The sequence below is a fragment of the Jeotgalibacillus proteolyticus genome (genome assembly GCF_050107735.1).
Taxonomy (GTDB): Bacteria; Bacillota; Bacilli; order Bacillales; family Jeotgalibacillaceae; genus Jeotgalibacillus; species Jeotgalibacillus proteolyticus_A.
Genome location: NZ_JBNILO010000011.1, coordinates 84436 through 107114, shown reverse-complemented (window position 1 = coordinate 107114; position 22679 = coordinate 84436). Strand labels below are relative to the sequence as shown.

The window sequence follows — 22679 nt, the reverse complement described above, 5'->3', positions numbered from 1 at the left end:
TTACAAATTCTGTTGACGAATTTCCTTATCATCGAGTATGATGTAGTATGTGTTAACTTTCCAAAAGAGGGTATACACAGGTTGGTTGAGCCAATAATAGAAAGGTGGATCGCAGGAGAACCACGCAATAAAAAGCGCCAGGACTGCCCGGATTACGTTCGGCAGTTGACGAGGAGGAGGAGCATCGAGTTTTCGGCGGATGCCTCCCGGCTGAATACTGCACAGTCGTATACCCGCACTTGAAATCATGAAGGTGACTTCGTGGACAAAAGAGCGGGAATGCAGCCCATAAAAATAACTAATTGAGAGATAAAGGGGGCCAAGTCGTCCCCTGACGACCTCTGGACCTCCTTTATCCAACAGGAGGAAAAGAATTATGTGTGGAATTGTAGGGTATATTGGATTAAATGACTCGAAGGAAATTTTGTTAAAAGGTCTTGAAAAATTAGAATACCGTGGATACGATTCAGCTGGAATTGCTGTGAAAAATGAAAATGGTGTTGCGGTATTTAAAGAAAAAGGCCGGATTGCAGATCTTCGTTCAGTTGTCGACAGCAGTGTGGAAGGATCAGTCGGAATTGGTCACACACGCTGGGCTACACACGGCGCACCAAGCCATGTGAATGCTCACCCGCATCAAAGTACAACAGCGCGCTTCACCCTTGTGCATAACGGAGTAATCGAAAACTACTCTCAGCTTAAGCGTGAACATCTTGCATCTGTTGAACTTGTCAGCGAAACCGACACAGAGGTCATTGTTCAGTTGATTGAAAGCTTTGTTAATCAAGGCCTTTCAACAGAAGAAGCCTTCCAAAAAGCATTGAAGGAACTGAAAGGTTCTTACGCCATTGCTCTTTTAGATAATCAGCAGGAAGACACGATCTTTGTTGCAAAAAACAAAAGCCCGCTGCTCGTCGGACTTGGAGAAGACTTTAACGTCGTTGCATCTGATGCGATGGCAATGCTTCAAGTAACCGATCAGTACGTAGAGCTGATGGACAAAGAAATGGTTATTGTTAAACAGGACGAGGTAATTATCAAAAACCTTGATGGCGAAACGATGACACGTTCTCCATACAAAGCTGAGCTTGATGCAAGTGACATCGAAAAAGGAACGTATCCTCACTACATGCTCAAAGAAATTGATGAGCAGCCGCTGGTCATGCGTAAAATCATCCAGGCGTATCAAAACGATGCCGGAGAGCTTACCATTGACGAAGGCGTCCTAAATGCTGTGAACGCTGCAGACCGCATCTACATCGTAGCCTGCGGAACAAGCTACCACGCTGGACTTGTAGGAAAAGAGTTCCTTGAAAAAACAGCAAAAATTCCAACAGAAGTGCATGTAGCCAGCGAATTTGTCTACAACACACCGCTTCTGTCTGACAAACCGTTATTTATCTTTATCTCTCAAAGTGGTGAAACAGCTGACAGCCGCGCCGTACTTGTACGCGTGAAGGAGCTTGGACACCCGACACTAACGTTAACAAACGTGGCAGGCTCTACGCTTTCCCGTGAAGCAAGCCATACACTGCTATTGCATGCAGGACCAGAAATCGCTGTAGCGTCCACAAAGGCCTACACAGCTCAGATTGCCGTGCTTTCCATCCTTGCAGAGGTAGCAGGGAAAGCAAAAGGCTTTAACATGAGCTTTGATCTGGTTCAGGAGCTCGGAATCGTGGCAACCGCAATGGAAGCACTGACGGACGACAAAGAATCATTTGAACAGATCGCACGCGACTTCCTTAGCGTGACACGCAATGCTTTCTTTATCGGACGCTCAATGGACTACCATGTAGTACAGGAAGCAGCTCTTAAGCTGAAAGAAATCTCTTACATCCAAGCAGAAGGTTTTGCTGGAGGAGAATTGAAGCACGGTACGATCGCACTGATTGAAGACGGTACGCCGGTCTTCGCGGTTACAACACAAGAAAATGTAAACCTAAGCATCCGCGGAAACGTAAAAGAAGTAGCAGCACGCGGCGCACACACATGCACCATCTCCATGAAAGGCATGGAAGAAGAAGGCGACAGCTACGTGATCCCTCACGTTCACGAACTGCTAAGCCCGCTTGTTTCCGTCGTTCCTACTCAGCTGATTGCATACTACGCAGCACTGCACAGAGACTGTGATGTAGATAAGCCGAGAAACCTGGCGAAGAGTGTGACTGTGGAGTAATAAATTAGACCCTCTTTCTATCTTTATGTACCTGCAAAATAGAGTTCTTCCTTAGCAAAATAAACTGTATTCTTGGTCAAATAAAACGTTCCCTAACACGAGCGAAAATCGGAATCATCATCCGATTTTCCTCGTTTTTTTTGATAGAAATCCGCTTTTTAAACTTCCAGATTAGAATGGCAGTATCCAATGATTGAATAGTTGTCAATCAAAGCTATAAGTAGTACCTCAGAGGTCGTCATTATCACCTCCTACCCTCGTGCTTTTGTCTATAATATTCTCTATTTTAGCAAAAATATAAATTAAACTAACCTAAAAAAACCTCCTTTGTATAGTTCAGCAAAACACTTTTCGTTATACTTAACTTAATATTAATCAAACTACTCTAAGTATCAGAACCCTGTTCAACCCAGGAGGTGACACCATGTCTATAGAAAGAAATCTTAAAGAAATGGCGTCTGAGAATGAACGTTTAAAGAAACAAGTAGATCAATACCGCCTCATTCTAGAAAAACATAATCTTCTTCCAAGAGAAAATAACGAAACCCCTCCGCCGTCAAATGAAATAAACAAAAATGAAGTAATCCGCAGTAGACTTCAAATTTACAAATCCCTTTTCAGAGGCAGAGAAGACGTTTTCGCTCAGAGATGGACTTCTGGAGAGCAAGCTGGCTATTCACCGGTAAAGGACCAGAATGGTTCATTTGCACATTTAACTGAAGAGGTTCTTTATCGGCATTTGTCAGGAGAACAGACGGTAGGACTGTATCCATTGCGCAAAGATCACAGCTGTTTTTTTCTGGCCTTTGATTTTGACAAAAAGAACTGGAAGGACGATGTTTCTGCGTTTGGACAGGCGTGCGCTCGTTTACATATTCAGTGCTCTTTTGAGATTTCGCAATCTGGTGAAGGCTGTCATGTATGGCTGTTTTTCTCTGAGAAGGTTCAGGCGTCACTTTCCCGCCAGTTAGGAAATCTCCTGTTAACGGAGGCTGCTTTTATCAGAGGAACGAAAAAACTGAAGTCTTTTGATCGTATGTTTCCGGTGCAGGATTATTTAACGGAAAACGGTCTTGGGAATTTGATTGCACTGCCTCTGCAGGGAGAAAAACGAAAATTGGGACGTACCGTTTTTGTTGATCAGGAATTTCAGATCATAAAGGATCAGTGGGAACATCTCAAAAGGGTGCAACGCTATTCATGCGATGAGATTCAAAAGTTCGTTGATAAAGCGGTGGAAGGTAAAGCGAAAACTGAAGTGCTCGAAAAAAATCAAGCTGTTCTAAGAGAAGGCATCCTCGTTCCTAAAAGCATGCTTAACGCAGCAACTGCTGAGAAGCTGACTAAGATGTGTACAGTTAATAATCCGGAATACTTTAAGGCGAAAGCGCAGCGGCTTTCAACAGACAGGATTCCTTCACAAATCAAAGCTTACTCAGAAAGTACAAATGCGTTTGTATTTCCAAGAGGGAGAGTGGAAGAAGTGCTTGCGGAACTGGGTGAAGGAATTGAATTGAAGGATTTACGGCATGATGGTAAAAAGTTAGAGGTGGATTTCCTGGCCAGTCTATTTCCGCAGCAACAGGAAGCTTTGGATCGGTTAAAAGCGAAGAACTGCGGTGTACTCTCTGCCACGACAGGCTTTGGTAAAACGGTTGTTGCTTCAGCTCTGATTGCAGAACGGAAAGTAAATACATTAATTCTGGTACATAGAAATCAATTGATTCAACAGTGGAAAGCAGCCATTTCTTCTTTTCTTTCAATAGAGCCTGATCAAATTGGCCAAATAGGCGGTGGAAAGAATAGGCCCACAGGTCAAATAGATATTGCTACTATACAGAGTATCAGGAACAAAGAGATACCGTATCAGTATGGCCAGGTGATTGTGGATGAGTGCCACCATATCTCCGCCTATTCTTTTGAAGAAATCCTTAAGAAGCTCAGAAGTGCTTATGTACACGGGCTGACAGCTACACCTGTCAGAAAGGATGGACTCCATCCGCTGATGTTTATGCAATGCGGACCCATTGTTTACAAAGCAGATGCAAAAAATCAGGCGGAAATTAGACAGTTCCATCATCTAATTCATCCAAGAATCACAAATTTTAAAAGTAAGGCAGTCACGAAAGACAGGCAGGATGTGTACAACCAGCTGATTCATGATGAAAAGCGAAATGAAATGATTTTTAATGACATTTTGAATGCGCTTGATCATAAGAGAAATCCGCTTGTATTAACGGAACGCGTAGAGCACCTTCATTTACTCGTTGAAAAGCTAAAACATTTTACAAAAAATATGATTATCTTGACAGGCGCATTGAGCAAGAAGGAACTGCAGGCTCAATTCCAGAAGCTCGCATCTGTTCCTGATCATGAAGAGAGAATTATTCTTGCCACAGGTAAATATGCAGGAGAAGGCTTTGACAATCCGAGACTTGATACGATTTTCCTCACGATGCCTGTCTCCTGGAAAGGTACACTTGCACAGTATGTCGGACGTCTTCACAGAGCATATGAAGGGAAGGAATCTGTGGAGGTATATGATTATGTTGACCAGCATGAAGCAGCGTTAATGGAAAAGTATGAGAAGCGGTTAAAGGGATATAAATCACTTGGTTACTCTACAGCGGAGGAAGCGAAGAAGGAGAAAAAGCAGATGAAGTTGTTTTGATGAAAAGGCTATTAAAATAAGAGGAGCTCCTAACATGCCAATAAAGCTAACTGAGTTGAAAAAAGTATTAAAAAGTACGACCAAAAATAATTAATCAGTATGATTGTGCAATTGTACAAGTTCAATCCTAAGGGAAAAATTAAATAGGTATTTTTTCCGGACAGAGGCTTTAGCTAGCTATCCATAGCATCTGCTAAAAAAGAAATATATGGGAGAAGTGTAAGAAATCTACGAGAGTTTAATGAGCTGCAGCAGGGAAAATAACTAGGTGTTAGGAGTTGAATGGTCTATGCAGCAAATGTCGGAGCATGCAAAAAAGTACTTGCACGATTTAAATGTACCATTAGAGGAACCGTCTTTGCCTTACCTGGAAAGGATCTGTCATGCTCAATTAAATACATTTCCATTTGAAAATATAAGTAAATTAATCTTGTTCAAAGAGCATGGAAATAATAGTTTTAAAGTACCCTCATTTAGTCATTTTGTTGATCACCATGAACAATACCAGTTTGGGGGAACATGCTACACATTGAATTCAAATCTCATGAGGCTGTTACGAGAGATCGGATTTGAGTGTTATCACATTATGCTTGGAGAAGAGCATATGGGAATTATTGTGGTGATGAATCATGAGCGATTTTATGTGGATTGCGGGGCTGCGGCACCCTTCTTTAAACCTGTCAGCTTTGAAAGGAATTTTACGACTATCTCTTCCTTCGGCAAAGATGAAGTATATTTATTGCCCGAAGAACCACAACAGAATCGATATAAGTATGTTCGTTATACGAATGGCAGTCAAAGCGGGAAAACGTGGCATTTTAATTCCCGAAAAGAAGCGAAGGTTGAGGACTTTGATGAAGTTATACAAAAATCGAATGAACCAGCTGCTCCTTTCATGACCATTTTAAGATGCCAGCTCTATCAAACGGATAAAAAACGAAGTGTGTCGTTAGTGAATAATAAGTTTGGCATCCGGTATTCAAACGGAGAAACAGTGGTTCGGATCTTATCAACAGCAGAGGAAATCTGCGGTGTTCTTTCAGATGAATTTCAACTGACGAAATTACCAGTAGAAGAAGCGATTGGCGTTTTAAGAAGATATAAGATAGACATTTTTCAAGATTAATTCATGTGTAAGGAGTGTTTATCATGTCTCTTTGGATCATGCTCATTTTTATAATTGTTCTTAATGGTCAGCGTTTCTTATATGCAAATCCAGTCCAACTAGATGGTTTGGATCCCCACTCATCGTGATGCTGCTATTGCCGGGGCAGCAGCTGGTTTTGTTTTTGCGGCTGCTACCTTTATAAACGGGCTGTTTTACCAGTTTGCCGATTTGTATCATAAATACAATCTTTAGAAAAAGACAAACGCCTGGAAAAAAGATTTCCAAGCGTTTTTTATTTATCTTTAACATCCACTAATTCAAAACGCTCACAAACCAGCATCATATCCTCTGTAAACTCTAGTCCTGCTTCACGCAGTTCCTTAGTGAAAAAAGCGGTATGAACCTCTTTCCAGTGACGATAGGTTCGATCTCCTTCGCCCTCAGCAATCGCAAACTCCTCCGGGACCTCATTCATCGGCATTACTTGAACGTCTGCCGTTCTGATGATCGCTGCAGGTTCGTCTTTGCTATTTAAAACTACACTGTAATCCTCAACGGCAGGGAGCGGTTCATTTTCAAGTTCATAAAAAATCAGCCCTGAACAAGTTGCTGATTTCACACCATCTATGACTAATTGAGCCAGATAGTCCGGTTTAGCGCCAAACTGCCACGCCGTCACTTTCTTCGGTTTTTCTTTGTTTTGTGAACGCCAGAATTCATCCCAGTAGAGCTGTGAGGCTTGATTCATATCGGATCCCCCCTAAACTATCATTTAAATATAGTATATCATTTGCAGAATTAGAAAAGCAGGACTTGTTTTGTGCGTGCGATAGGTATAATAACAATATAAGCATAATTGGAAAGGAGATTCATGATGCCTAAGCATAAAATTTACACCATGAGCTTTGCCAGTGTTTACCCGCATTATGTAGCAAAGGCGGAGAAAAAGGGACGGACAAAGGCAGAAGTGGATGAAATTATCCGCTGGCTGACAGGGTACAGTCAGGAAGAAGTAGAAGAGCAACTGGAAAAGAAAACCGATTTTGAAACCTTCTTTGTGGAAGCGCCAGAGATGAACGCATCACGAACACTTATTAAAGGAGTCATTTGCGGGATAAGAGTCGAAGATATTGAAGAACCGATCATGCAGGAAATCCGATACCTGGACAAGCTGGTGGATGAACTGGCAAAAGGAAAAGCCATGGAAAAGATCTTGCGAAAGTAAGCAGGAACATAGCAGGTGTTTCGCATAATACAAATCTACATAGGGGTGCCTCTTCTGAACCATAGCCATGCCATGGGGAAGAGATCCCCCTATGCATTTAACGGTCATCCATTTTACTGCTTACTAAATGAATTCCGTTTGAGATTTTAGCTAAATGTTCATTCTTTTCCTTCTGCAGCTTAATCAATGTGACCATAAACCATATGACAAAAACAAATGCTGCAATATATAAAATAAAGATTAGAAGTGGAAACCATGCAAAAGCCATATCATTCAAAAACCTTACACCTCCTTGATTAGCATATTTAATGTTTATATAATTCAATCATTTTAATGTTAACATAAAATGGTAGAGTAATTTAATCAAAGTATATGATTATGGGGGGACTTCAAGTGAGATCAAAAATAGACATATTTAAAGATATACAAAGCATTTTAGAAAACGACTATGCCGGCTATTTAAATAAACAAGATTTGAATCATCCGGAACAATATCAAGTTACAGACGAGATGAGTGACGATCAATTTGAAGAAATAATGAAGAGTTATTTATATGATTTCAAAGATGGACATCTTGGCTTCAGTGCAAAAGACACAACGCTTCCTCATCGTGGATTTTTAGTAAGGCGATATGAAGATGCACTGTTTGTGACAGAAGCAAATCAGGAAAACAGGCTGTCCGTTGGGGATAAAATCACGAGAATTGATGGCAAATCAATTGATGAAGCTGCAGTTATTTATCAAAAGCCATTAGAGAATGATGAGCATGAGCGTCAGTTCTGGAATGTGGTTATGCCGCGAGTAAAGTGTGTACAGATTGAGCGGGATGGTGAACAATTTGAGCTGCAGCTGGCTGAGCACGAGTTTACCTATGAGCCAGAATATTCATTTCAGCAGATCAACTCACAGACTTGTTATATAAAGATTACCGATTTTTTACAAGAAGAGCCGATCCTGACAGTGATTGAAGATAATAGTAAAGCGATCGAGCAAAGTGAGAACTTGATTATTGATGTACGTGTCAACAAAGGAGGGAATGACTCGTTTTATTTCGAACTGCTGAATTATATCTTTGGTCGTGAGCTGGATTTTTCCGAGCTGTTTACAGGCAATGAAGTGATGCTGACAAACTATACAGAGCGGAATGCTGAAGTTTGGATCGCTGCTCTGGAAGAGTATCTCGAGCAGGACCTGGATGGAGAGACGGCAAGGATGATTCGCGAAGATATTTCGTTGTTTCGAGAAAATACAGGGAAAGGGCTCCTTGAGGTGAAAGAAGATCTTGGTCATACGATCAAAGGGCGTCCTTCCCCAACATATGTTTATGTGCTATCCGATTATCAGTGTGGGAGTTCAGGAGATACATTTGTGAGAAATGCAAAAAAATCACCCAAGGTTACTGTAGTCGGCCGCCCGACGATGGGAATCATGGACTACTTTAACGTGGCAACGATTGACTACGGAGACTTTGAATTCTGGTATGGCGTTTCTAAAATGCACGATGATTATTTGACACACGGTAAAGGTGAAGCACCACATATGTATATTCCATGGACACCTGAGCATGCAAAAAAGGATATAGATCTTGAAGTTGTAATGAAGTTAATTAAAGAAGAAAAGAATATACAAAAGGGTACATTTCGATGAATAGGTACTAGAAAGGAGCTTGAACATGACAAAAAGCATCGCAAGCCGCAAAGTGGATGGCTTTTTAAAGAAAGAGAAAAAGTGGCAGGCTGAGTTTCAAAAGCTAAGGGAAATCATTCTTGAATGCGGGTTAACCGAGGATTTTAAATGGATGCATCCCTGTTACACGTTTGATGGGAAAAATGTGGTGATCGTGCACGGCTTTAAAGACTACTGTGCCATTATGTTTCAAAAAGGGGCTCTGATGAAGGACCCGGACCATCTCCTTATTCAACAGACGAAAAATTCCCAGGCCGCCCGCCAAATACGCTTCTCTCATTGTGAAGAAATTACCGCTCTTGAAGAAACGATTAAAATGTATATTCAAAACGCGATTGAAATCGAAAAATCAGGCTTGGAAATCGAGTATAAAGACACGTCTGAGTACACCGTGCCTGAAGAGCTGCAGCGTAAATTCGAAGAGATTCCTGAATTAAAAACAGCGTTTGAAGCGTTAACGCCCGGACGGCAAAGAGGATATCTTCTTTATTTCTCTGAAGCAAAACAAGCAAAAACCCGGGATTCCAGAATTGAAAAGGCGATGGAGAAAATACTGGGTGGCAAAGGGTTAAGAGATTAAAAGGATTTGTAATTAAGAATAACTAGGAGCATATTTATGAAAAAATACAAAAATGAAATCCCTACAAATATGAGTATGGGATATAAATCCTTGTTGAGCATGGTAAAGGATTCGGTTAGAGGAGTAGCAGATCAACGCCCTTCAAAGGTTATTGCCGTAGAGTCTTTTAAACAGAATATATCTTTGCCGCCATCTGATGTCTCAAGCGTTACATGGTTCGGTCATTCGGCTTTCTATGTAGAAATAGAAGGAAAAAGACTTTTAGTTGATCCGATGTTTGGTTCACGTCCTTCTCCTTTTTCTTGGGCAGGAACGAAACGCTATGAACGAAAGGTATCAATAATACCTGAACACTTTTCGGAAGTGGATGCGATCATCCTTTCCCATGACCATTATGACCACCTGGATCGCGATTCTATTGTGCAATTACAGACTAAAACGAAGCGATTTATCGTTCCACAAGGTGTAGGCAGGCGATTAATGAAGTGGGGCATTCCCCAGGAAAAGGTCACAGAACATGACTGGTGGGACGAGCTGCAAATAGATGGTCTTAAACTGGTCTGCACCCCTGCGAGACATTTTTCCGGAAGAGGGTTGTTTGACCGGAATTCGACCCTATGGTGTTCATGGGTCATTTACGGAAACGAAACAAAAATATTTTACAGTGGGGACAGCGGCTATGGACCTCATTTTAAAAAAATAGGAGAAGCATACGGTCCTTTTGATCTCACTTTGCTTGAATGCGGTCAATATGACGAGCGGTGGTCAGCGATCCATATGCGGCCGGAAGAGACGGTGCAGGCACATCTCGATGTAAGGGGAAGAGTACTAATCCCTGTTCATTGGGGGGCATTTACGCTGGCTTTCCATTCGTGGACAGATCCCGTGGAGCGGGTGACAAAAGCAGCGATCAGCCATAACATAACCATTTCAACACCTCAGATGGGGGAGTCGGTCCTGATTCATGCCAACGCCTATCCTTCTAGTGCATGGTGGAGATATTGAGCTTGTATAGTCAGACAGCCCCCTTAAACATTTCTTTTAATTAAGAAGTGTTTTTTCTTTGTCCAATTTCATAAATTAACTATAATCAATAATAATTTATTGATAAACAATATATTAAATGCTAAAATCCTTTTAAATAATACGTGAGTGAGGTGCTTTATGTTTAAACAGGGATCGACGCTTTTTTTAAAAACGGCTGTTATTCTGATGGGCATTCCAGTTCTTGCTTTGAGCGTTGCCTGCATGCCATGGTTAGTAGAGAATCCAGTCAACCCGGACTATTCCCACATCTTATACCCCATTGTCATAGGGCTGTATCTATCAGTCATTCCGTATTTTATAACGCTGTTCCAAGCGTTTAAACTGCTAGGCTATATCGACAAAAATCAGGCATTCTCTTTACTGTCAGTTAAAGCGTTAAAAAAGATTAAGTACTGTGCTTTAATCATCAGTGCGGTGTATGCGGCAATTCTTCCATTTGTTTTTCTAGTCGCACAGCTCGACGATGCCCCTGGGCTCATTCTCATTGGAATGGTGCCTGTTGGTGCCTCATTTATTATCGCCATATTTGCAGCGGTGCTTCAACAGCTTTTAAAGCAGGCGATCGATCTGAAAGAGGAAAATGATTTAATGGTCTGAAGAAATAGCGAATCGGCCAAGGAGAAAAGCAGCCCAATAGTTTATGCAGCTTCGAAAAAGGGTACAAAACGGTATGACTGAGATGAATAAAACAGCGTGCAAATACGCTTGATTTCATAGGGTCAATCGTTATAAAAGAGGTGTATATGATGACGAAAGAAATTACAATAAAAAATAAAATTGGCCTAGGTACAGCGCCGCTTGGAAATATGTTCAGGGAAGTTCCTGAAAAAGAAGCGATGGAAACGATTCAATCTGCATGGGATGAAGGCGTGCGCTATTTTGACACAGCTCCGTTTTATGGTGCCGGTTTAGCCGAGTCTAGACTTGGAGAGGCATTATCAGCGTATGATCGCGATGAGTATGTGCTGAGCACGAAAGTCGGCCGTATTGTGCTCGATGAGGAAGAAGAAAAAGAAGGTCTGTTTGAGTACGGACGCAAGAATAAAATTAAAACAGATTATACAGAAGAAGGAACGCTCAGATCGATCGAGGAAAGTATGAAACGACTGAAAACAGATCGTCTGGATATCGTGTATGTCCACGATATTTCACCGGATTTTCTTGGAGATGAATGGATCACAAAGTTTGATGAAGCACGAAAAGGAGCCTTCAAAGTACTTGATAGACTTAAAGAAGGCGGCTATATTTCAGCCTGGGGTCTTGGTGTGAATACCACCGTTCCAATCGAAGTGGCTCTTGAGCTGGAGGAAGCTCATCCTAATTTGAGCTTATCAGCAACGCAATACACGCTCTTGCAGCATGAACGGGCATTAGAAAGAATGATGCCGTTGGCTGAGGAGAAAAATGGCGGTCTGGTAATCGGAGGCGCATTTAACTCCGGTGCTTTGCTTGGCGGAGACTTTTTTGATTATCAGGAAATCACTCCTGAAATCAAGGAGCGAGTGAAACGTTTTAATGAAGTTGCCCAAAATCATGGTGTTCAACTGAAGGATGCTGCGCTGCAGTTCTCTACAGCTCATCCTGCAGTAAAAGCGGTTGTGACGGGATCTACAAGACCGGACCGTATTAAGGAAGATTTACAGGCACTTAAAGCAGACATCCCGGCTGCTTTCTGGGAGGAGCTTGTAGATAAGGAACTAATATCAGCCAACGCTCCACTGCCTAAAAAGTAAGAGTTGAATACCTAAAAAGTAAGAGTTGAATAATCATAAAGCAGTCCCTGCCTTATTAAAGCGCAGGGGCTTTTTTATGCAGCTATCTGGCGAATTCCGAGTTAACTCTTTCATAAGGTTTCTCTGTAAAACAAACTATAGATTTATCAATAACCTTGACAGCAATAAACGATCCGCTTACAATAAAACTGATCAGTCAGTCAAAATAAAGAATAGTCAATTAAATTACCGAAAGCAGGTTAAGGATGAAAAATAAACAATATTATATAGCTGATGCACGTAAAGAACAAATTATCAAGGCAGCTATAGAGGTATTAAGAGACTACGGATACATAAACACGAGTCTTTCTAAAATAGCCAGTAATGCAAAAACAAGTACAGGTTTAATTTCGTACCACTTTTCCGGCAAGGAAGATTTGATGAATCATACGCTGCTTTATTTGGCGGAACAAGAAAAAGCCTTTATTAAAGAAAAAGTGGAAATAGAACAAACGTATACTGGTAAATTAATGACATTTATAGAAGAAGGCATCGCTTACCGGGGTACAAAGCGTGAAAATACCACGGCATTAATAGAAATTGTTTTTAATGTCCGCACCCCAAACAATGTCCCTTATTTCAGGGTGGAAATGAATCCTGAAGAAGAGTTAAATGTATTATTGGAAGAGATATTAGGGAAAGGGCAAAAATCTAAGGAGTTCAGTGACTTTGATTGTAAAGTGGTTGCTATGATCATTAGAGGGGCCATCTCCCTTTCCATGTCCCTGCCTCTAGATGAAAACGATGCAAGATTAGAGGATTACAGCGAAAAGGTGAAGAAAAACATTTTAAAAATGATTAAATAACAAAGTAATAAAGATTTGCATAGCGGGTGCGATCCCTTTTTGCACCCGTTATGAATAACTAGTTTAGTCATCAGACTTACTGTTATATTTTTTAATAAAAAACTGATTGATTAGTCAGTATAAAAAACAATTAATCAACATTAAGAAAGGAGAAAGTGAATGATGCTTCGTTCGTTACAAAAGAATAAACGTCGTAGGAAATTGAAAAAAGTCAAAGAGGGGGATGGGCATCGTTTAAAAGAGTACCGAATATGGAATATATTTTCACACTCATTATTTCATATCGAAATCATAAGCGGTACAGACGGGGAAAAAACAAACTATGCCATTAAGTCCAGCTATTTTGTAGAAGAGCCCAGAGTTGATTTATACAGGGAGGGCAGGCATGTAGCCTTCTCAAAGCTTCCGGCAGTTTTGCCAACCGATCGCGGTGTAATAGAAGTAAAGACAAGTTCAACCGGAATCAGCGGCATTCATTATTTTACTGATCATGACGATGCGTTTTCAGTTTTTCCGGATAAACGTTCGATTAGAGGTTTCCGGTTGTGGCTGCATAAACAATTTCCGAAAATCAGCGGATTGATCGGATTAATTGCGATCATCACCTTATTAACTTCCTTGACGCTCGGACTAACTCAAGTAATGGAATCATTATCTGACATTCCATGGATATCTCAAAATATAGGGACATTCAACTCTCCTATCGATTTGTCAGTTTGGACGAATTTTGCGATCGGTATAGCAGCGGCTTTAGCCGGAACAGAACGGGCTCTCATGATGAAGAATCATTGGTTAATTGATATTGAAAATATAAATGCGGGGGAGGGTTGATTCAGGGCTTATAAACTCAAATTGATGATTTAAAAGCATAAAACGTACTCATTACAAGGAAGGATGAAGATAAATGAGAAAACAAATGATAGGAAGCTATTTTTTGGCAGTGATGCTCTTTGCAGCCGGTTGTTCAAACACTAACGATGATGCAACACAAGGTTCAGAATCGCCAGTGGAAGAAACCGAAGAGGAAACAAATGGAACAGGTCTGGACTTTGAAGGAGATGGAGGACTCTTATGGAAAGTGGTTCATGGACAAACAACTATGTTTGTACAAGGAACCATACATTTAGGTCATGAAGACTTTTATCCTCTTGCGCCTGAAATTGAAGATGCTTATGAGAGTTCAGATGTGGTCCTTCCGGAAATTAATATGTTTGAAGCGGAAGTGAATGAAGAAGAAATAAATGAGATGGCTTTATTCGAGGACGATACAAATCTTCACGACGTATTATCAGAAGAGTCTTACGCGAAACTATCCAATCTATTTGATGAAAACGAAATGGCAATAGAAGATTATGAGGATTTTGAGCCATGGTTCATAGGCATGCTATTAGGAGAATTCAGTCATAAGGAAAGTGAGTTAGCACCAGAGTATGGCGTTGATTTATATTTTCTTCAACGGTCTTTAGAGGACAATAAAGAAATCGTTGAATTAGAAACCATTGATATGCAATATGATGTTCTGAGTGGCAACAGTATGGAAACGCAAGTGGAAATGTTGGAAAGCACCATAGAGGACTTTGAAGAGACAGGGAGTTCATTGGATCAGTTGGGATATGATTGGATTCATGGTGATACGGATGGTCTTGTTGCTCAGCTGGCAAAGGGTTTTGGAAGTTTTGATGAAGAGTATCAACCGGAGTTGAATGATAACCGCAATATAAATATGGCGAATAAGCTTGATGAAATCCTGCAAATGGATGATGGGCAGACCTACTTTGTGATTATCGGTTCAGCTCATGTTGTCATTGAACCAAGTGTACTAAGTGAGCTTGAAGAGGATGGATATGAAATTGAACGAGTCTATTAATAAAAATAATTTCTTCCCCTACCCGTCTGCCATACAGCATTCTCAGTTAGCAGCTTAATTGAAAAAAGCTTTCAAGGCAGCGTACGTTTTGATGCGGTTGTCTTCAAAGCTTTTTTTGTATGTCTTTGGTCATAATGAAAACTTATGGAAGAAATTAAGAAATATCGATTATACTTATCAAATACAAAACTGTAAAGTAAAAGCAGAAGGAAAAAGGAGGCATACTCTATTGTTTTCATTTAAACGAATTGATCATGTTCAGTTAGCCGCACCAAAAGGCTCGGAGGAAATGGCAAGAGCGTTTTATAACGGGATTCTTGGTTTTTCAGAAGTAGAAAAGCCAGAAGTATTGAGGGCTCGCGGGGGTGTTTGGTTCATGGCGGGTGAAAATCAGCTGCATATCGGGATTGAGGAGCCATTTATCCCTGCCAAAAAAGCGCATGCTGCTTTTGAGGTGCAGACGTTGGAGGAACTGAAAAAGCATTTAACCCAGCACGACATTTCCTTTGTGGAGGATGATCTGCTTCCAGGCGCAAACAGAATCTATGCAGAGGATCCATTTGGAAACCGTATAGAGTTGCTGGAATGGAAGAAGTAAACGGTTAAAAAATCTAAAATCAAACCCGTCCTGATCGGTGAAGGGGCGGGTATTTAATTTAGTAACAAATGAGTGTGAACATGTAAAAATAAGGGTATTGAATAGAGGCAGAGAACCGTTAATGGAAAATTAGCATGGAAAAGAGGGAATTGAATGTATTTGCTTCTCAGTTTCATTATTTCTTTCAGTGTTTCTACTTTAATAATCATTATTTTGTCTTCCAGGTACAAAGGGAAAGAAAAAGTGGATAAGGGAAGTGCATTGCTATATTACAAGCTTAGTTACAGAAGAAAAATGATCAGGACGTTGTGGAGCATTCCTTTTGTTTTTATAGCAACTTATCTACTGTATTGGATGCTGGAATTGAGCGTAGGGATGACAATCTTGATCACAATCCTGTTTCTGCTCCTTACCTTTGCACAGGCAGCATACAACTATGTGATGTGGCAGAAGAAAGAAGCGGCATGAGGTGAAAGGCCGCCTGTTTTCTGCCGCCACTATTGGATCAGATTACGCCCGGTAATGGAATGAAAGCAGTGGTAGCCGCTGACTGATACGCCAATGGTGCCGCCGCCCGGGAATATAGAGTCTCCGCAAAGCCAGAAATTTTTAAGGGATGTGCGGTGGGACAGACTGAGAAAAAGAGAATGCGACCTGGTTTGCGGAAACCCGCCGACCATGCCTGAAGGACGATGTGTAAACCGCTCCCAGGCTTTAGGCGCACCAGGATACAGCTCCACAACCGCCTCATCAATTGAAGGATAATAACCTCGAATGGTTTGAAGCATTTTTTCAGTGAAAAGGATTTTATTTTCCTCGTACTGCTCATCGTTTTTCCAGTGGTCGAGGTTAATATGTGTACTCACGGTTAACGTGCGATAGCCTTCAGGTGCGCGCAGACGGTCGTGGGGATCAGAAATCGATAAAAATAAGTGGTCGCCTTCATCATGTCCATTGCCATCTGGGTTCATCAGCTGCTGAAACAGCGGGAAGTCAGCAGGCAAATAAGCATCCTTTAAAGACAGATAGGCGGTCATGGTGCCCCATGTATCCTTTTTTGCCCGTTTTTTTAATCCGGAGGAAAGCTGATGATAGGACGGCTGGTCCAATAGATTTGAAACGGCTTGAATCGGAGCATTGCAGATAACATGGTCAGCGCTTCTGATATTGCCGCGTTGGTCTTCAACTTCAAAGTAATCCCCGACTTTTTTTATAGAGGTTACCCGCCGCCCAAGAATGGCCTGAGCGCCATTTCGTTTTGCCGCATTCACCAGCTCATATGCAAACTGATACAATCCTCCGGGCACGTAATAAGCACCTTCATGATAAATATCCAGAGCGAGTACCCCCATGAGAAGCGCACAATCCCTGCTTGTCGTCTGCATGCTGTCAATCAGCTGACCGTCAATAAAAGAAACAAAATCACGGCAGGTATGCAAATCATGTTTTTTTAAAAGCGAGCTTATCGTTTTAAAAAAGTCCGGTGTTAAGGACACGTGGGTTGGACGAAGGGAAGAGAGAAGTTCAAACGCCTCTCTACCTGTTTTCACTGGCAGGATGGGAAGCTTCTTCATAAGTAAGCGGATCTTCGCTGCTTTTTGATAAACCTCTTCATAAAATGCAGCAATCTCGTTCTTTTTCTGAGGGAACGCCTGCTGAAGTGACTGAACGTGGCGGCGCCGGTCTGCATAAAACGTTAACGTGCGGTCACCTTGCTTTATTTTCATCACAGAATCAAGCCTCTTTGCATGGAGTTTAATCCCTAAATGACGAAAGATTCTCTCATGAATTCCGCCTTTTTCAAGCCCCATGCCAAGTGTCGCTCCGGCTGCAAATAGAAATTGATTACGCTGGAATTTTCCGGCGCATCCACCCCATTCTCTTGAAGCTTCGAGGATCGTCACGCGGCATCCAGCCTGAGCAAGCATGGCGCCTGCTGTAAGTCCGCCTATTCCGCCACCAACTACAATGATTTCTTTTTTCGCCATTTGCCGTTCCCCCCCAATTAATTTAAATTGTAAATGCCACGATCTCGGCGATCAATTTTGAGTGCGTTGGAAAAAGAGTGAAATGGCTGTTTAAGATAAATGAAAAAACAGGAGCTTCCAAAAGGGAGGCTCCTGCTTAGTAACATTTATTGATTATTTTGCTGTTTTTAGACGGATGATTAAGCTCTTAGTTCAGATCAAACCGATCCGCATTCATTACTTTCACCCATGCTGCTGCAAAGTCACGAACAAGCTTTTCTTTGTTGTCGTCTTGTGCATAAACTTCCGCAATCGCTCGCAGGACAGAGTTTGAACCGAATACAAGGTCAAAGCGTGTAGCTGTGCGAACGACTTCTCCTGTTTTGCGGTCTCGTCCTTCATACAGGTTAAAGCCTGCTGGTTTCCACTCGATCCCCATATCAAGCAGGTTCACGAAGAAATCGTTTGTCAGCGTTCCGACGCGGTCGGTGAACACGCCATGCTTTGTGCCCGCGTGGTTTGTTCCAAGTACACGCATACCGCCAATCAGTGCTGTCATTTCAGGTGCTGAAAGGTTTAACAGCTGTGCTTTGTCTACAAGCATTTCTTCCGGGCTGACACTGTATTCTTTTTGCTGATAGTTGCGGAAGCCGTCAGAAACTGGCTCCAGTACGTCAAAGCCGTCTACATCCGTTTGCTCCTGTGTGGCATCGCCGCGTCCTGGAGTAAATAGAATGGAAAGGTAAACTCCGGCGTCTCTTGCTGCTTTTTCTACTGCAGCCGTTCCGCCGAGCACGATTAAATCAGCCATGCTGACGTTCTTATCAAGTCCTTTTTGAATGTTTTCATAGACAGATAAGACTTTAGCCAGCTGTTCAGGTTCGTTTGCTTCCCAGTCTTTTTGTGGAGCAAGACGGATGCGGGCGCCATTTGCGCCGCCACGGTTATCTGAGCCGCGGAACGTGCTCGCAGATGCCCAGGCAGTTGTCACAAGCTCACTTACTGTCAGCTCTGAGTTCAGGATCGTTTCTTTAAGTTCGTTCACTTCTTTTTCCGTAAGGGTGTAGTCAACCTTCGGCACTGGATCCTGCCAGATCAATTCTTCTTCAGGAACTTCCGGACCGAGATAGCGATCCTTTGGTCCCATGTCGCGGTGAAGCAGTTTAAACCAGGCACGGGAGAAAGCTTCAGCAAATTGATCCGGATTTTGATGGAATCTGCGCGAAATTTTTTCGTAATCAGGGTCCATGCGCATGGCCATATCAGCTGTAGTCATCATCGTAGGAACCTTGATAGACGCATCTTCTGCATCCGGTGCAAGATCCTCGTCCTTAGGATTGACTGGCGTCCACTGATAGGCGCCTGAACGGCTCTTTGTCAGCTCCCACTCGTAGCCAAATAACAGATCATAATAACCGTTGTCCCATTGCGTAGGGTTTGCAGTCCATGCCCCATCGATCCCGCTTGTGATGGTATCGCGTCCTTTACCGCTGCCGTGAGAACTCAGCCAGCCGAGTCCCTGTGTTTCAATATCAGCTGCTTCAGGTGCAGCGCCTACTTTTTCAGGATTTCCTGCGCCGTGCGCTTTGCCAAATGTATGGCCGCCAGCTGTTAACGCAACGGTTTCTTCGTCGTTCATTCCCATGCGGGCAAAGGTTTCCCGAATATCACGTGCACTTGCAAGCGGGTCGGGCTTGCCGTTAGGACCTTCAGGATTCACATAAATCAGTCCCATTTGAACGGCTGCAAGAGGATTCTCCAGCTCACGGTCGCCTGAGTAGCGGTTGTCACCAAGCCATTCTTTTTCGTTCCCCCAGTAAATATCTTCTTCAGGGTGCCAGACATCCGGGCGCCCGCCGCCAAAACCAAATGTCTTTAAGCCCATAGATTCAAGCGCCACATTCCCGGTTAAAACAAGTAAGTCAGCCCATGAAATTTTATTTCCGTATTTTTGCTTTATCGGCCAAAGCAGACGTCGTGCTTTATCCAGATTGGCATTATCCGGCCAGCTGTTTAATGGAGCAAATCGCTGCTGACCTGTTGCACCGCCGCCGCGTCCGTCTCCTGTTCGATACGTACCGGCTGCATGCCAGGACATACGAATAAAAAATGGACCATAATGGCCGTAGTCAGCAGGCCACCAGTCCTGGCTGTCTGTCATCAGCGTATGAAGATCTTTTTTCAATGCTTCATAATCCAGTTTCTTAAATTCCTCAGCATAATCAAAATCTTCTCCCATAGGGTTCGTCTTTTTATCATGCTGATGAAGGATGTGGAGGTTTAATTGATTCGGCCACCAGTCTTTATTGGAGGTTCCTACCTTTGCGGTTGTGATCGCACTTTCTTCATGCGTTTTCTCTTGAGATTGTCCTTCAGAAAAAGGGCATTTCCCAGCATTGTTATTTTCGTTGTGATCCATTCTTCGATCTCCTCCCGAAATAGTAATATAGTAAATAAATTTTATAAATAATCGTCTAATAATCGTTCTTACTTTATAATTATAATAAACTAGGGAAGAGAAAGTAAAGAGAAATGTTTTCATTCATTCTCAATTCCTTCTATCATTGAAAATGATAGGCAAAAAAAAGAACCCCACTTTATGTGAGGTTCCGGCATTCTTACTTATTTAGCTGTCAATTCTTTTTCCAGTTCCGCGATGCGGGAAGCGGCTTCTTCTTCAGAAATCTCATGACGCACAATATAGCGGTTGCGTTCATGCTTGGTGCATTCCATCGTACATCCGCCAAGGTGCTTGGCTTCATTTTCTTCTGATGTAATAATTTGTTTATTACACTCAGGATTCGCGCAGTTGATATATCGTTCGCATGGTGTGCCGTCAAAGTGATCTTTTCCAACCACCACATGTTCAACCTGATTAATCGGAACCGTCAGGCGCTCATCAAACACGTACATTTGACCGTCCCATAGCTGTCCTTTTACTTCAGGGTCTTTTCCGTATGTCGCAATGCCGCCGTGCAGCTGGCCCACATCTTCAAAGCCTTCACGCACCAGCCAGCCGGAAAATTTTTCGCAGCGGATGCCCCCTGTACAATAGGTGAGGACCCGTTTGCCATCCAGCAGTTCACGGTTATCACGCACCCAATTTGGCAGATCGCGGAATGTTTCCACGTCTGGCCGGATGGCGCCGCGGAAATGACCAACATCATATTCATATGTGTTTCGAGCGTCAAGTACAATAGTATCCTCACGCTGCATTTCTTCGTAAAATTCTTTTGGAGATAAATAATTCCCCGTTAATTCATTTGGGTTTATATCATCTTCCAGACTTAAATGAACAAGCTCCGGACGGGGACGGACATGCATTTTCTTAAAGGTATGCCCTTCAGCCTCATCTATTTTAAAAACAATTCCTTCAAAAAGAGGATGATTTTTCATTGCTTCCATATAGGCTTCAGTCTGCTCAATCGTACCTGAGCAAGTCCCGTTTATTCCTTCGTTCGCAACTAAAATACGGCCTTTGAGACCGAGTTCTTTACAATAAGCCAAATGCTCTTCAGAAAAAGCAGCCGGGTCTTCAATTGTTGTGTAATGATAATATAATAAAACTCGATAATTCACTTTTTTTTCCACCTATCATTTTATTTTGCAGGAATAACCTGATGGGTTTGAACCGTCTTTTACTTTACCTTATTTGTGGCAGTGCAGTAAAGAGTAAACGATCAGGAAATACGGCCATTTTCTACTAACCAGTATGGACCGTCACCAGTTTTTCAAACTTTACAGCAAATTTTCTTTGTTCCTTGGTCCTAAGGGATCTTTTTTAAGAAAAGAGAGAGTCGGGGATATAGACCGGTGGTAAAAGGGTAAAGGTGAACATCTGATAAATAAAGGAGAATGTTTAATGGACAGTATCATTTTTGACCTCGACGGCACTCTATGGGATCCGAGAGAAACCGTTCTGACATCATGGAACCAGGCCTTAAAAGAGCAGGGCTACAATAAAGTGCTGACGACAGAAGATTTGACCAAAACAATGGGACTTCAAATGCACGAGATTGCGAAAATTCTATTTACAGAATTAAATGAACAGGAGCAAATAAAAATGATGGACGACTGCATAGCGATTGAGAATCCGTATGTAGCAGAGCATGGGGGAGAGCTGTACCCGGAACTGGAAAACACCCTCAAAGAATTGCATAAATCCTACCGTCTTTTTATCGTCAGCAATTGTCAGGATGGCTATATTGAAGCATTCTATCAGTATCATAAACTTGATCACTTGTTCACCGATTTTGAAAATCCAGGAAGAACCGGTCTGTCAAAAGGTGAGAACATTTCGTTGATCATGCAGCGAAATAGGTTGAAAAATCCGGTTTATGTAGGGGACACACAGGGAGACCGCAATGCTGCCCGCGCCGCTGGAATTCCCTTTATTTACGCTGCGTACGGGTTTGGCGAGGTGGAGGATTTTGAGGAGAAAATAAATGGATTGGCAGAGCTCCCTGAGTTGCTTAAGACTTTTAAGGGGTAAGTGGATGAAAGGGAATCCGATTTGAAAACCCGTTGGTGTGTTCTTTTGTCTGGGATGTGTTTTGCTTGTGATAGGCGTTCCTCTATACATTTTAATTGAAATTAGTGAAGGCGTAATGAGAATCCTGCAAAGCATGTAGAGAGTCGAGGAAAAAGAGCGTTTACATTCTGTTTTTAGATCGGGTATACTCAATGTAAATGCTTTGGGAGTTGAATCCATGCGCAATCGAAAGGGCTCTAAATTGTTTGGAAATCACGACCCTATTGAAGAAACAGAAAATGTTTATGCTATTTTGCCTCCTCCGGGAACCATTATTGGAGAAGCAACAGAAGAAGAAATGGAAACAGCCGCTGCACTTGAAATCAGACATATGGCTTTTATGAGACTGCAGGACATGAATATTCGTTTTGACGGGGTTTCCTATAAGGAGATTTTAAAAGAGTTTAGTGAGTTTGAAACGGATTCAAGCGCATTTTGGAGAGGCGTGTGCAGACGACTGTCTGTCCCTTACGAATGGGCGATCCGGATTGATCACGCCAATGGCCCGATTTATATCGGAGACACCGGAGAACACGAGCTTTTGGAAATAGAGGAAACAGATTAAGTATACGTTGGGCACATTCCTTGAAGGGATATGTGCTTTTTTTGAACAGTCTATAGAAATCGTTCTATTTAAATATT

General features: G+C 42.2%; 21 protein-coding genes. 16 read left to right on the top strand and 5 right to left on the bottom strand.

Features of this window, described 5'->3' with window-relative positions:
• Nucleotides 1-376: 376 nt before the first annotated feature.
• From glmS to ACQCT8_RS15915, 3 genes are all read left to right on the top strand, one after another.
• Nucleotides 377-2179: a glutamine--fructose-6-phosphate transaminase (isomerizing) gene (gene glmS, locus ACQCT8_RS15925; RefSeq protein WP_426872711.1), complete on the top strand. Its 1803-nt coding sequence runs from the start codon at nt 377-379 to the stop codon at nt 2177-2179.
• 424 nt (nt 2180-2603) lie between these two features.
• Nucleotides 2604-4850 carry a TOTE conflict system archaeo-eukaryotic primase domain-containing protein gene (locus ACQCT8_RS15920; protein ID WP_426872709.1) on the top strand — a complete coding sequence of 749 codons (2247 nt, stop codon included), beginning with the start codon at nt 2604-2606 and terminating at the stop codon, nt 4848-4850.
• A 289-nt stretch (nt 4851-5139) separates the two neighbouring features.
• A complete protein-coding gene (locus tag ACQCT8_RS15915; protein WP_426872707.1) occupies nt 5140-5976 on the top strand; it encodes an arylamine N-acetyltransferase in 837 nt (278 codons plus the stop codon).
• A gap of 274 nt (nt 5977-6250) precedes the next feature.
• Here the strand turns inward: ACQCT8_RS15915 and ACQCT8_RS15910 are convergent, their stop codons facing one another.
• Nucleotides 6251-6706: an ASCH domain-containing protein gene (locus ACQCT8_RS15910; protein WP_426872705.1), complete on the bottom strand. Its 456-nt coding sequence runs from the start codon at nt 6704-6706 to the stop codon at nt 6251-6253.
• Nucleotides 6707-6832: 126 nt separating this feature from the next.
• On the opposite strand from ACQCT8_RS15910, the gene ACQCT8_RS15905 reads away from it, so the two are divergent.
• Complete coding sequence (locus ACQCT8_RS15905; protein ID WP_426872703.1) at nt 6833-7183, top strand: DUF2200 domain-containing protein; 351 nt, start codon at nt 6833-6835, stop codon at nt 7181-7183.
• Between the two features lie 97 nt (nt 7184-7280).
• On the opposite strand, the gene ACQCT8_RS15900 is transcribed toward ACQCT8_RS15905, so the two are convergent.
• On the bottom strand, nt 7281-7460 hold the full coding sequence (locus ACQCT8_RS15900; protein WP_426872745.1) for a hypothetical protein: 180 nt from the start codon (nt 7458-7460) through the stop codon (nt 7281-7283).
• A gap of 116 nt (nt 7461-7576) precedes the next feature.
• On the opposite strand from ACQCT8_RS15900, the gene ACQCT8_RS15895 reads away from it, so the two are divergent.
• The 10 genes from ACQCT8_RS15895 (at nt 7577) to ACQCT8_RS15850 (ending at nt 16007) form a co-directional block, all read left to right on the top strand.
• Nucleotides 7577-8830, top strand: coding sequence for a S41 family peptidase (locus ACQCT8_RS15895; protein WP_426872701.1), 1254 nt, complete (start codon nt 7577-7579; stop codon nt 8828-8830).
• Nucleotides 8831-8855: 25 nt separating this feature from the next.
• Nucleotides 8856-9449, top strand: coding sequence for a YdeI/OmpD-associated family protein (locus tag ACQCT8_RS15890; RefSeq protein ID WP_426872699.1), 594 nt, complete (start codon nt 8856-8858; stop codon nt 9447-9449).
• A 36-nt stretch (nt 9450-9485) separates the two neighbouring features.
• On the top strand, nt 9486-10454 hold the full coding sequence (locus tag ACQCT8_RS15885; protein ID WP_426872697.1) for an MBL fold metallo-hydrolase: 969 nt from the start codon (nt 9486-9488) through the stop codon (nt 10452-10454).
• A 159-nt stretch (nt 10455-10613) separates the two neighbouring features.
• Nucleotides 10614-11093, top strand: a complete 480-nt coding sequence (locus tag ACQCT8_RS15880) for a DUF2975 domain-containing protein (protein ID WP_426872695.1) — start codon at nt 10614-10616, stop codon at nt 11091-11093.
• 146 nt (nt 11094-11239) lie between these two features.
• A complete protein-coding gene (locus ACQCT8_RS15875) occupies nt 11240-12229 on the top strand; it encodes an aldo/keto reductase (RefSeq protein WP_426872693.1) in 990 nt (329 codons plus the stop codon).
• 245 nt (nt 12230-12474) lie between these two features.
• On the top strand, nt 12475-13074 hold the full coding sequence (locus ACQCT8_RS15870; protein ID WP_426872691.1) for a TetR/AcrR family transcriptional regulator: 600 nt from the start codon (nt 12475-12477) through the stop codon (nt 13072-13074).
• 159 nt (nt 13075-13233) lie between these two features.
• Complete coding sequence (locus tag ACQCT8_RS15865) at nt 13234-13905, top strand: hypothetical protein (RefSeq protein ID WP_426872689.1); 672 nt, start codon at nt 13234-13236, stop codon at nt 13903-13905.
• A gap of 73 nt (nt 13906-13978) precedes the next feature.
• A complete protein-coding gene (locus ACQCT8_RS15860) occupies nt 13979-14941 on the top strand; it encodes a TraB/GumN family protein (protein WP_426872687.1) in 963 nt (320 codons plus the stop codon).
• 229 nt (nt 14942-15170) lie between these two features.
• A complete protein-coding gene (locus ACQCT8_RS15855; protein ID WP_426872685.1) occupies nt 15171-15539 on the top strand; it encodes a VOC family protein in 369 nt (122 codons plus the stop codon).
• Nucleotides 15540-15692: 153 nt separating this feature from the next.
• Nucleotides 15693-16007 carry a hypothetical protein gene (locus tag ACQCT8_RS15850; protein WP_426872683.1) on the top strand — a complete coding sequence of 105 codons (315 nt, stop codon included), beginning with the start codon at nt 15693-15695 and terminating at the stop codon, nt 16005-16007.
• Between the two features lie 29 nt (nt 16008-16036).
• Here the strand turns inward: ACQCT8_RS15850 and ACQCT8_RS15845 are convergent, their stop codons facing one another.
• The 3 genes from ACQCT8_RS15845 to ACQCT8_RS15835 all read right to left on the bottom strand — a co-directional run bounded on the left by ACQCT8_RS15845 (nt 16037) and on the right by ACQCT8_RS15835 (nt 21085).
• Complete coding sequence (locus ACQCT8_RS15845; RefSeq protein ID WP_426872681.1) at nt 16037-17527, bottom strand: FAD-dependent oxidoreductase; 1491 nt, start codon at nt 17525-17527, stop codon at nt 16037-16039.
• A gap of 187 nt (nt 17528-17714) precedes the next feature.
• Nucleotides 17715-19925, bottom strand: a complete 2211-nt coding sequence (gene katG / locus ACQCT8_RS15840) for a catalase/peroxidase HPI (protein WP_426872679.1) — start codon at nt 19923-19925, stop codon at nt 17715-17717.
• A 203-nt stretch (nt 19926-20128) separates the two neighbouring features.
• Nucleotides 20129-21085, bottom strand: a complete 957-nt coding sequence (locus tag ACQCT8_RS15835; protein WP_426872677.1) for a rhodanese-related sulfurtransferase — start codon at nt 21083-21085, stop codon at nt 20129-20131.
• Between the two features lie 283 nt (nt 21086-21368).
• Here ACQCT8_RS15835 and ACQCT8_RS15830 point away from each other — a divergent pair, with 283 nt between their 5' ends.
• Together ACQCT8_RS15830 and ACQCT8_RS15825 are read left to right on the top strand one after the other, a co-directional pair.
• Entirely contained in the window at nt 21369-21998 is a 630-nt protein-coding gene (locus ACQCT8_RS15830) for an HAD family hydrolase (protein ID WP_426872675.1), read from the top strand.
• 217 nt (nt 21999-22215) lie between these two features.
• Entirely contained in the window at nt 22216-22602 is a 387-nt protein-coding gene (locus ACQCT8_RS15825) for a hypothetical protein (protein WP_426872673.1), read from the top strand.
• Nucleotides 22603-22679 lie beyond the last annotated feature (77 nt).

Bases quoted from the DNA above. Each gene is read 5' to 3' on its own strand.
- glmS (WP_426872711.1), top strand. From the start codon at position 377: ATGTGTGGAATTGTAGGGTATATTGGATTAAATGACTCGAAGGAAATT.
- ACQCT8_RS15920 (WP_426872709.1), top strand. From the start codon at position 2,604: ATGTCTATAGAAAGAAATCTTAAAGAAATGGCGTCTGAGAATGAACGT.
- ACQCT8_RS15915 (WP_426872707.1), top strand. From the start codon at position 5,140: ATGCAGCAAATGTCGGAGCATGCAAAAAAGTACTTGCACGATTTAAAT.
- ACQCT8_RS15910 (WP_426872705.1), bottom strand. From the start codon at position 6,706: ATGAATCAAGCCTCACAGCTCTACTGGGATGAATTCTGGCGTTCACAA.
- ACQCT8_RS15905 (WP_426872703.1), top strand. From the start codon at position 6,833: ATGCCTAAGCATAAAATTTACACCATGAGCTTTGCCAGTGTTTACCCG.
- ACQCT8_RS15890 (WP_426872699.1), top strand. From the start codon at position 8,856: ATGACAAAAAGCATCGCAAGCCGCAAAGTGGATGGCTTTTTAAAGAAA.
- ACQCT8_RS15885 (WP_426872697.1), top strand. From the start codon at position 9,486: ATGAAAAAATACAAAAATGAAATCCCTACAAATATGAGTATGGGATAT.
- ACQCT8_RS15880 (WP_426872695.1), top strand. From the start codon at position 10,614: ATGTTTAAACAGGGATCGACGCTTTTTTTAAAAACGGCTGTTATTCTG.
- ACQCT8_RS15875 (WP_426872693.1), top strand. From the start codon at position 11,240: ATGATGACGAAAGAAATTACAATAAAAAATAAAATTGGCCTAGGTACA.
- ACQCT8_RS15870 (WP_426872691.1), top strand. From the start codon at position 12,475: ATGAAAAATAAACAATATTATATAGCTGATGCACGTAAAGAACAAATT.
- ACQCT8_RS15865 (WP_426872689.1), top strand. From the start codon at position 13,234: ATGATGCTTCGTTCGTTACAAAAGAATAAACGTCGTAGGAAATTGAAA.
- ACQCT8_RS15860 (WP_426872687.1), top strand. From the start codon at position 13,979: ATGAGAAAACAAATGATAGGAAGCTATTTTTTGGCAGTGATGCTCTTT.
- ACQCT8_RS15850 (WP_426872683.1), top strand. From the start codon at position 15,693: ATGTATTTGCTTCTCAGTTTCATTATTTCTTTCAGTGTTTCTACTTTA.
- ACQCT8_RS15845 (WP_426872681.1), bottom strand. From the start codon at position 17,527: ATGGCGAAAAAAGAAATCATTGTAGTTGGTGGCGGAATAGGCGGACTT.
- katG (WP_426872679.1), bottom strand. From the start codon at position 19,925: ATGGATCACAACGAAAATAACAATGCTGGGAAATGCCCTTTTTCTGAA.
- ACQCT8_RS15830 (WP_426872675.1), top strand. From the start codon at position 21,369: ATGGACAGTATCATTTTTGACCTCGACGGCACTCTATGGGATCCGAGA.
- ACQCT8_RS15825 (WP_426872673.1), top strand. From the start codon at position 22,216: ATGCGCAATCGAAAGGGCTCTAAATTGTTTGGAAATCACGACCCTATT.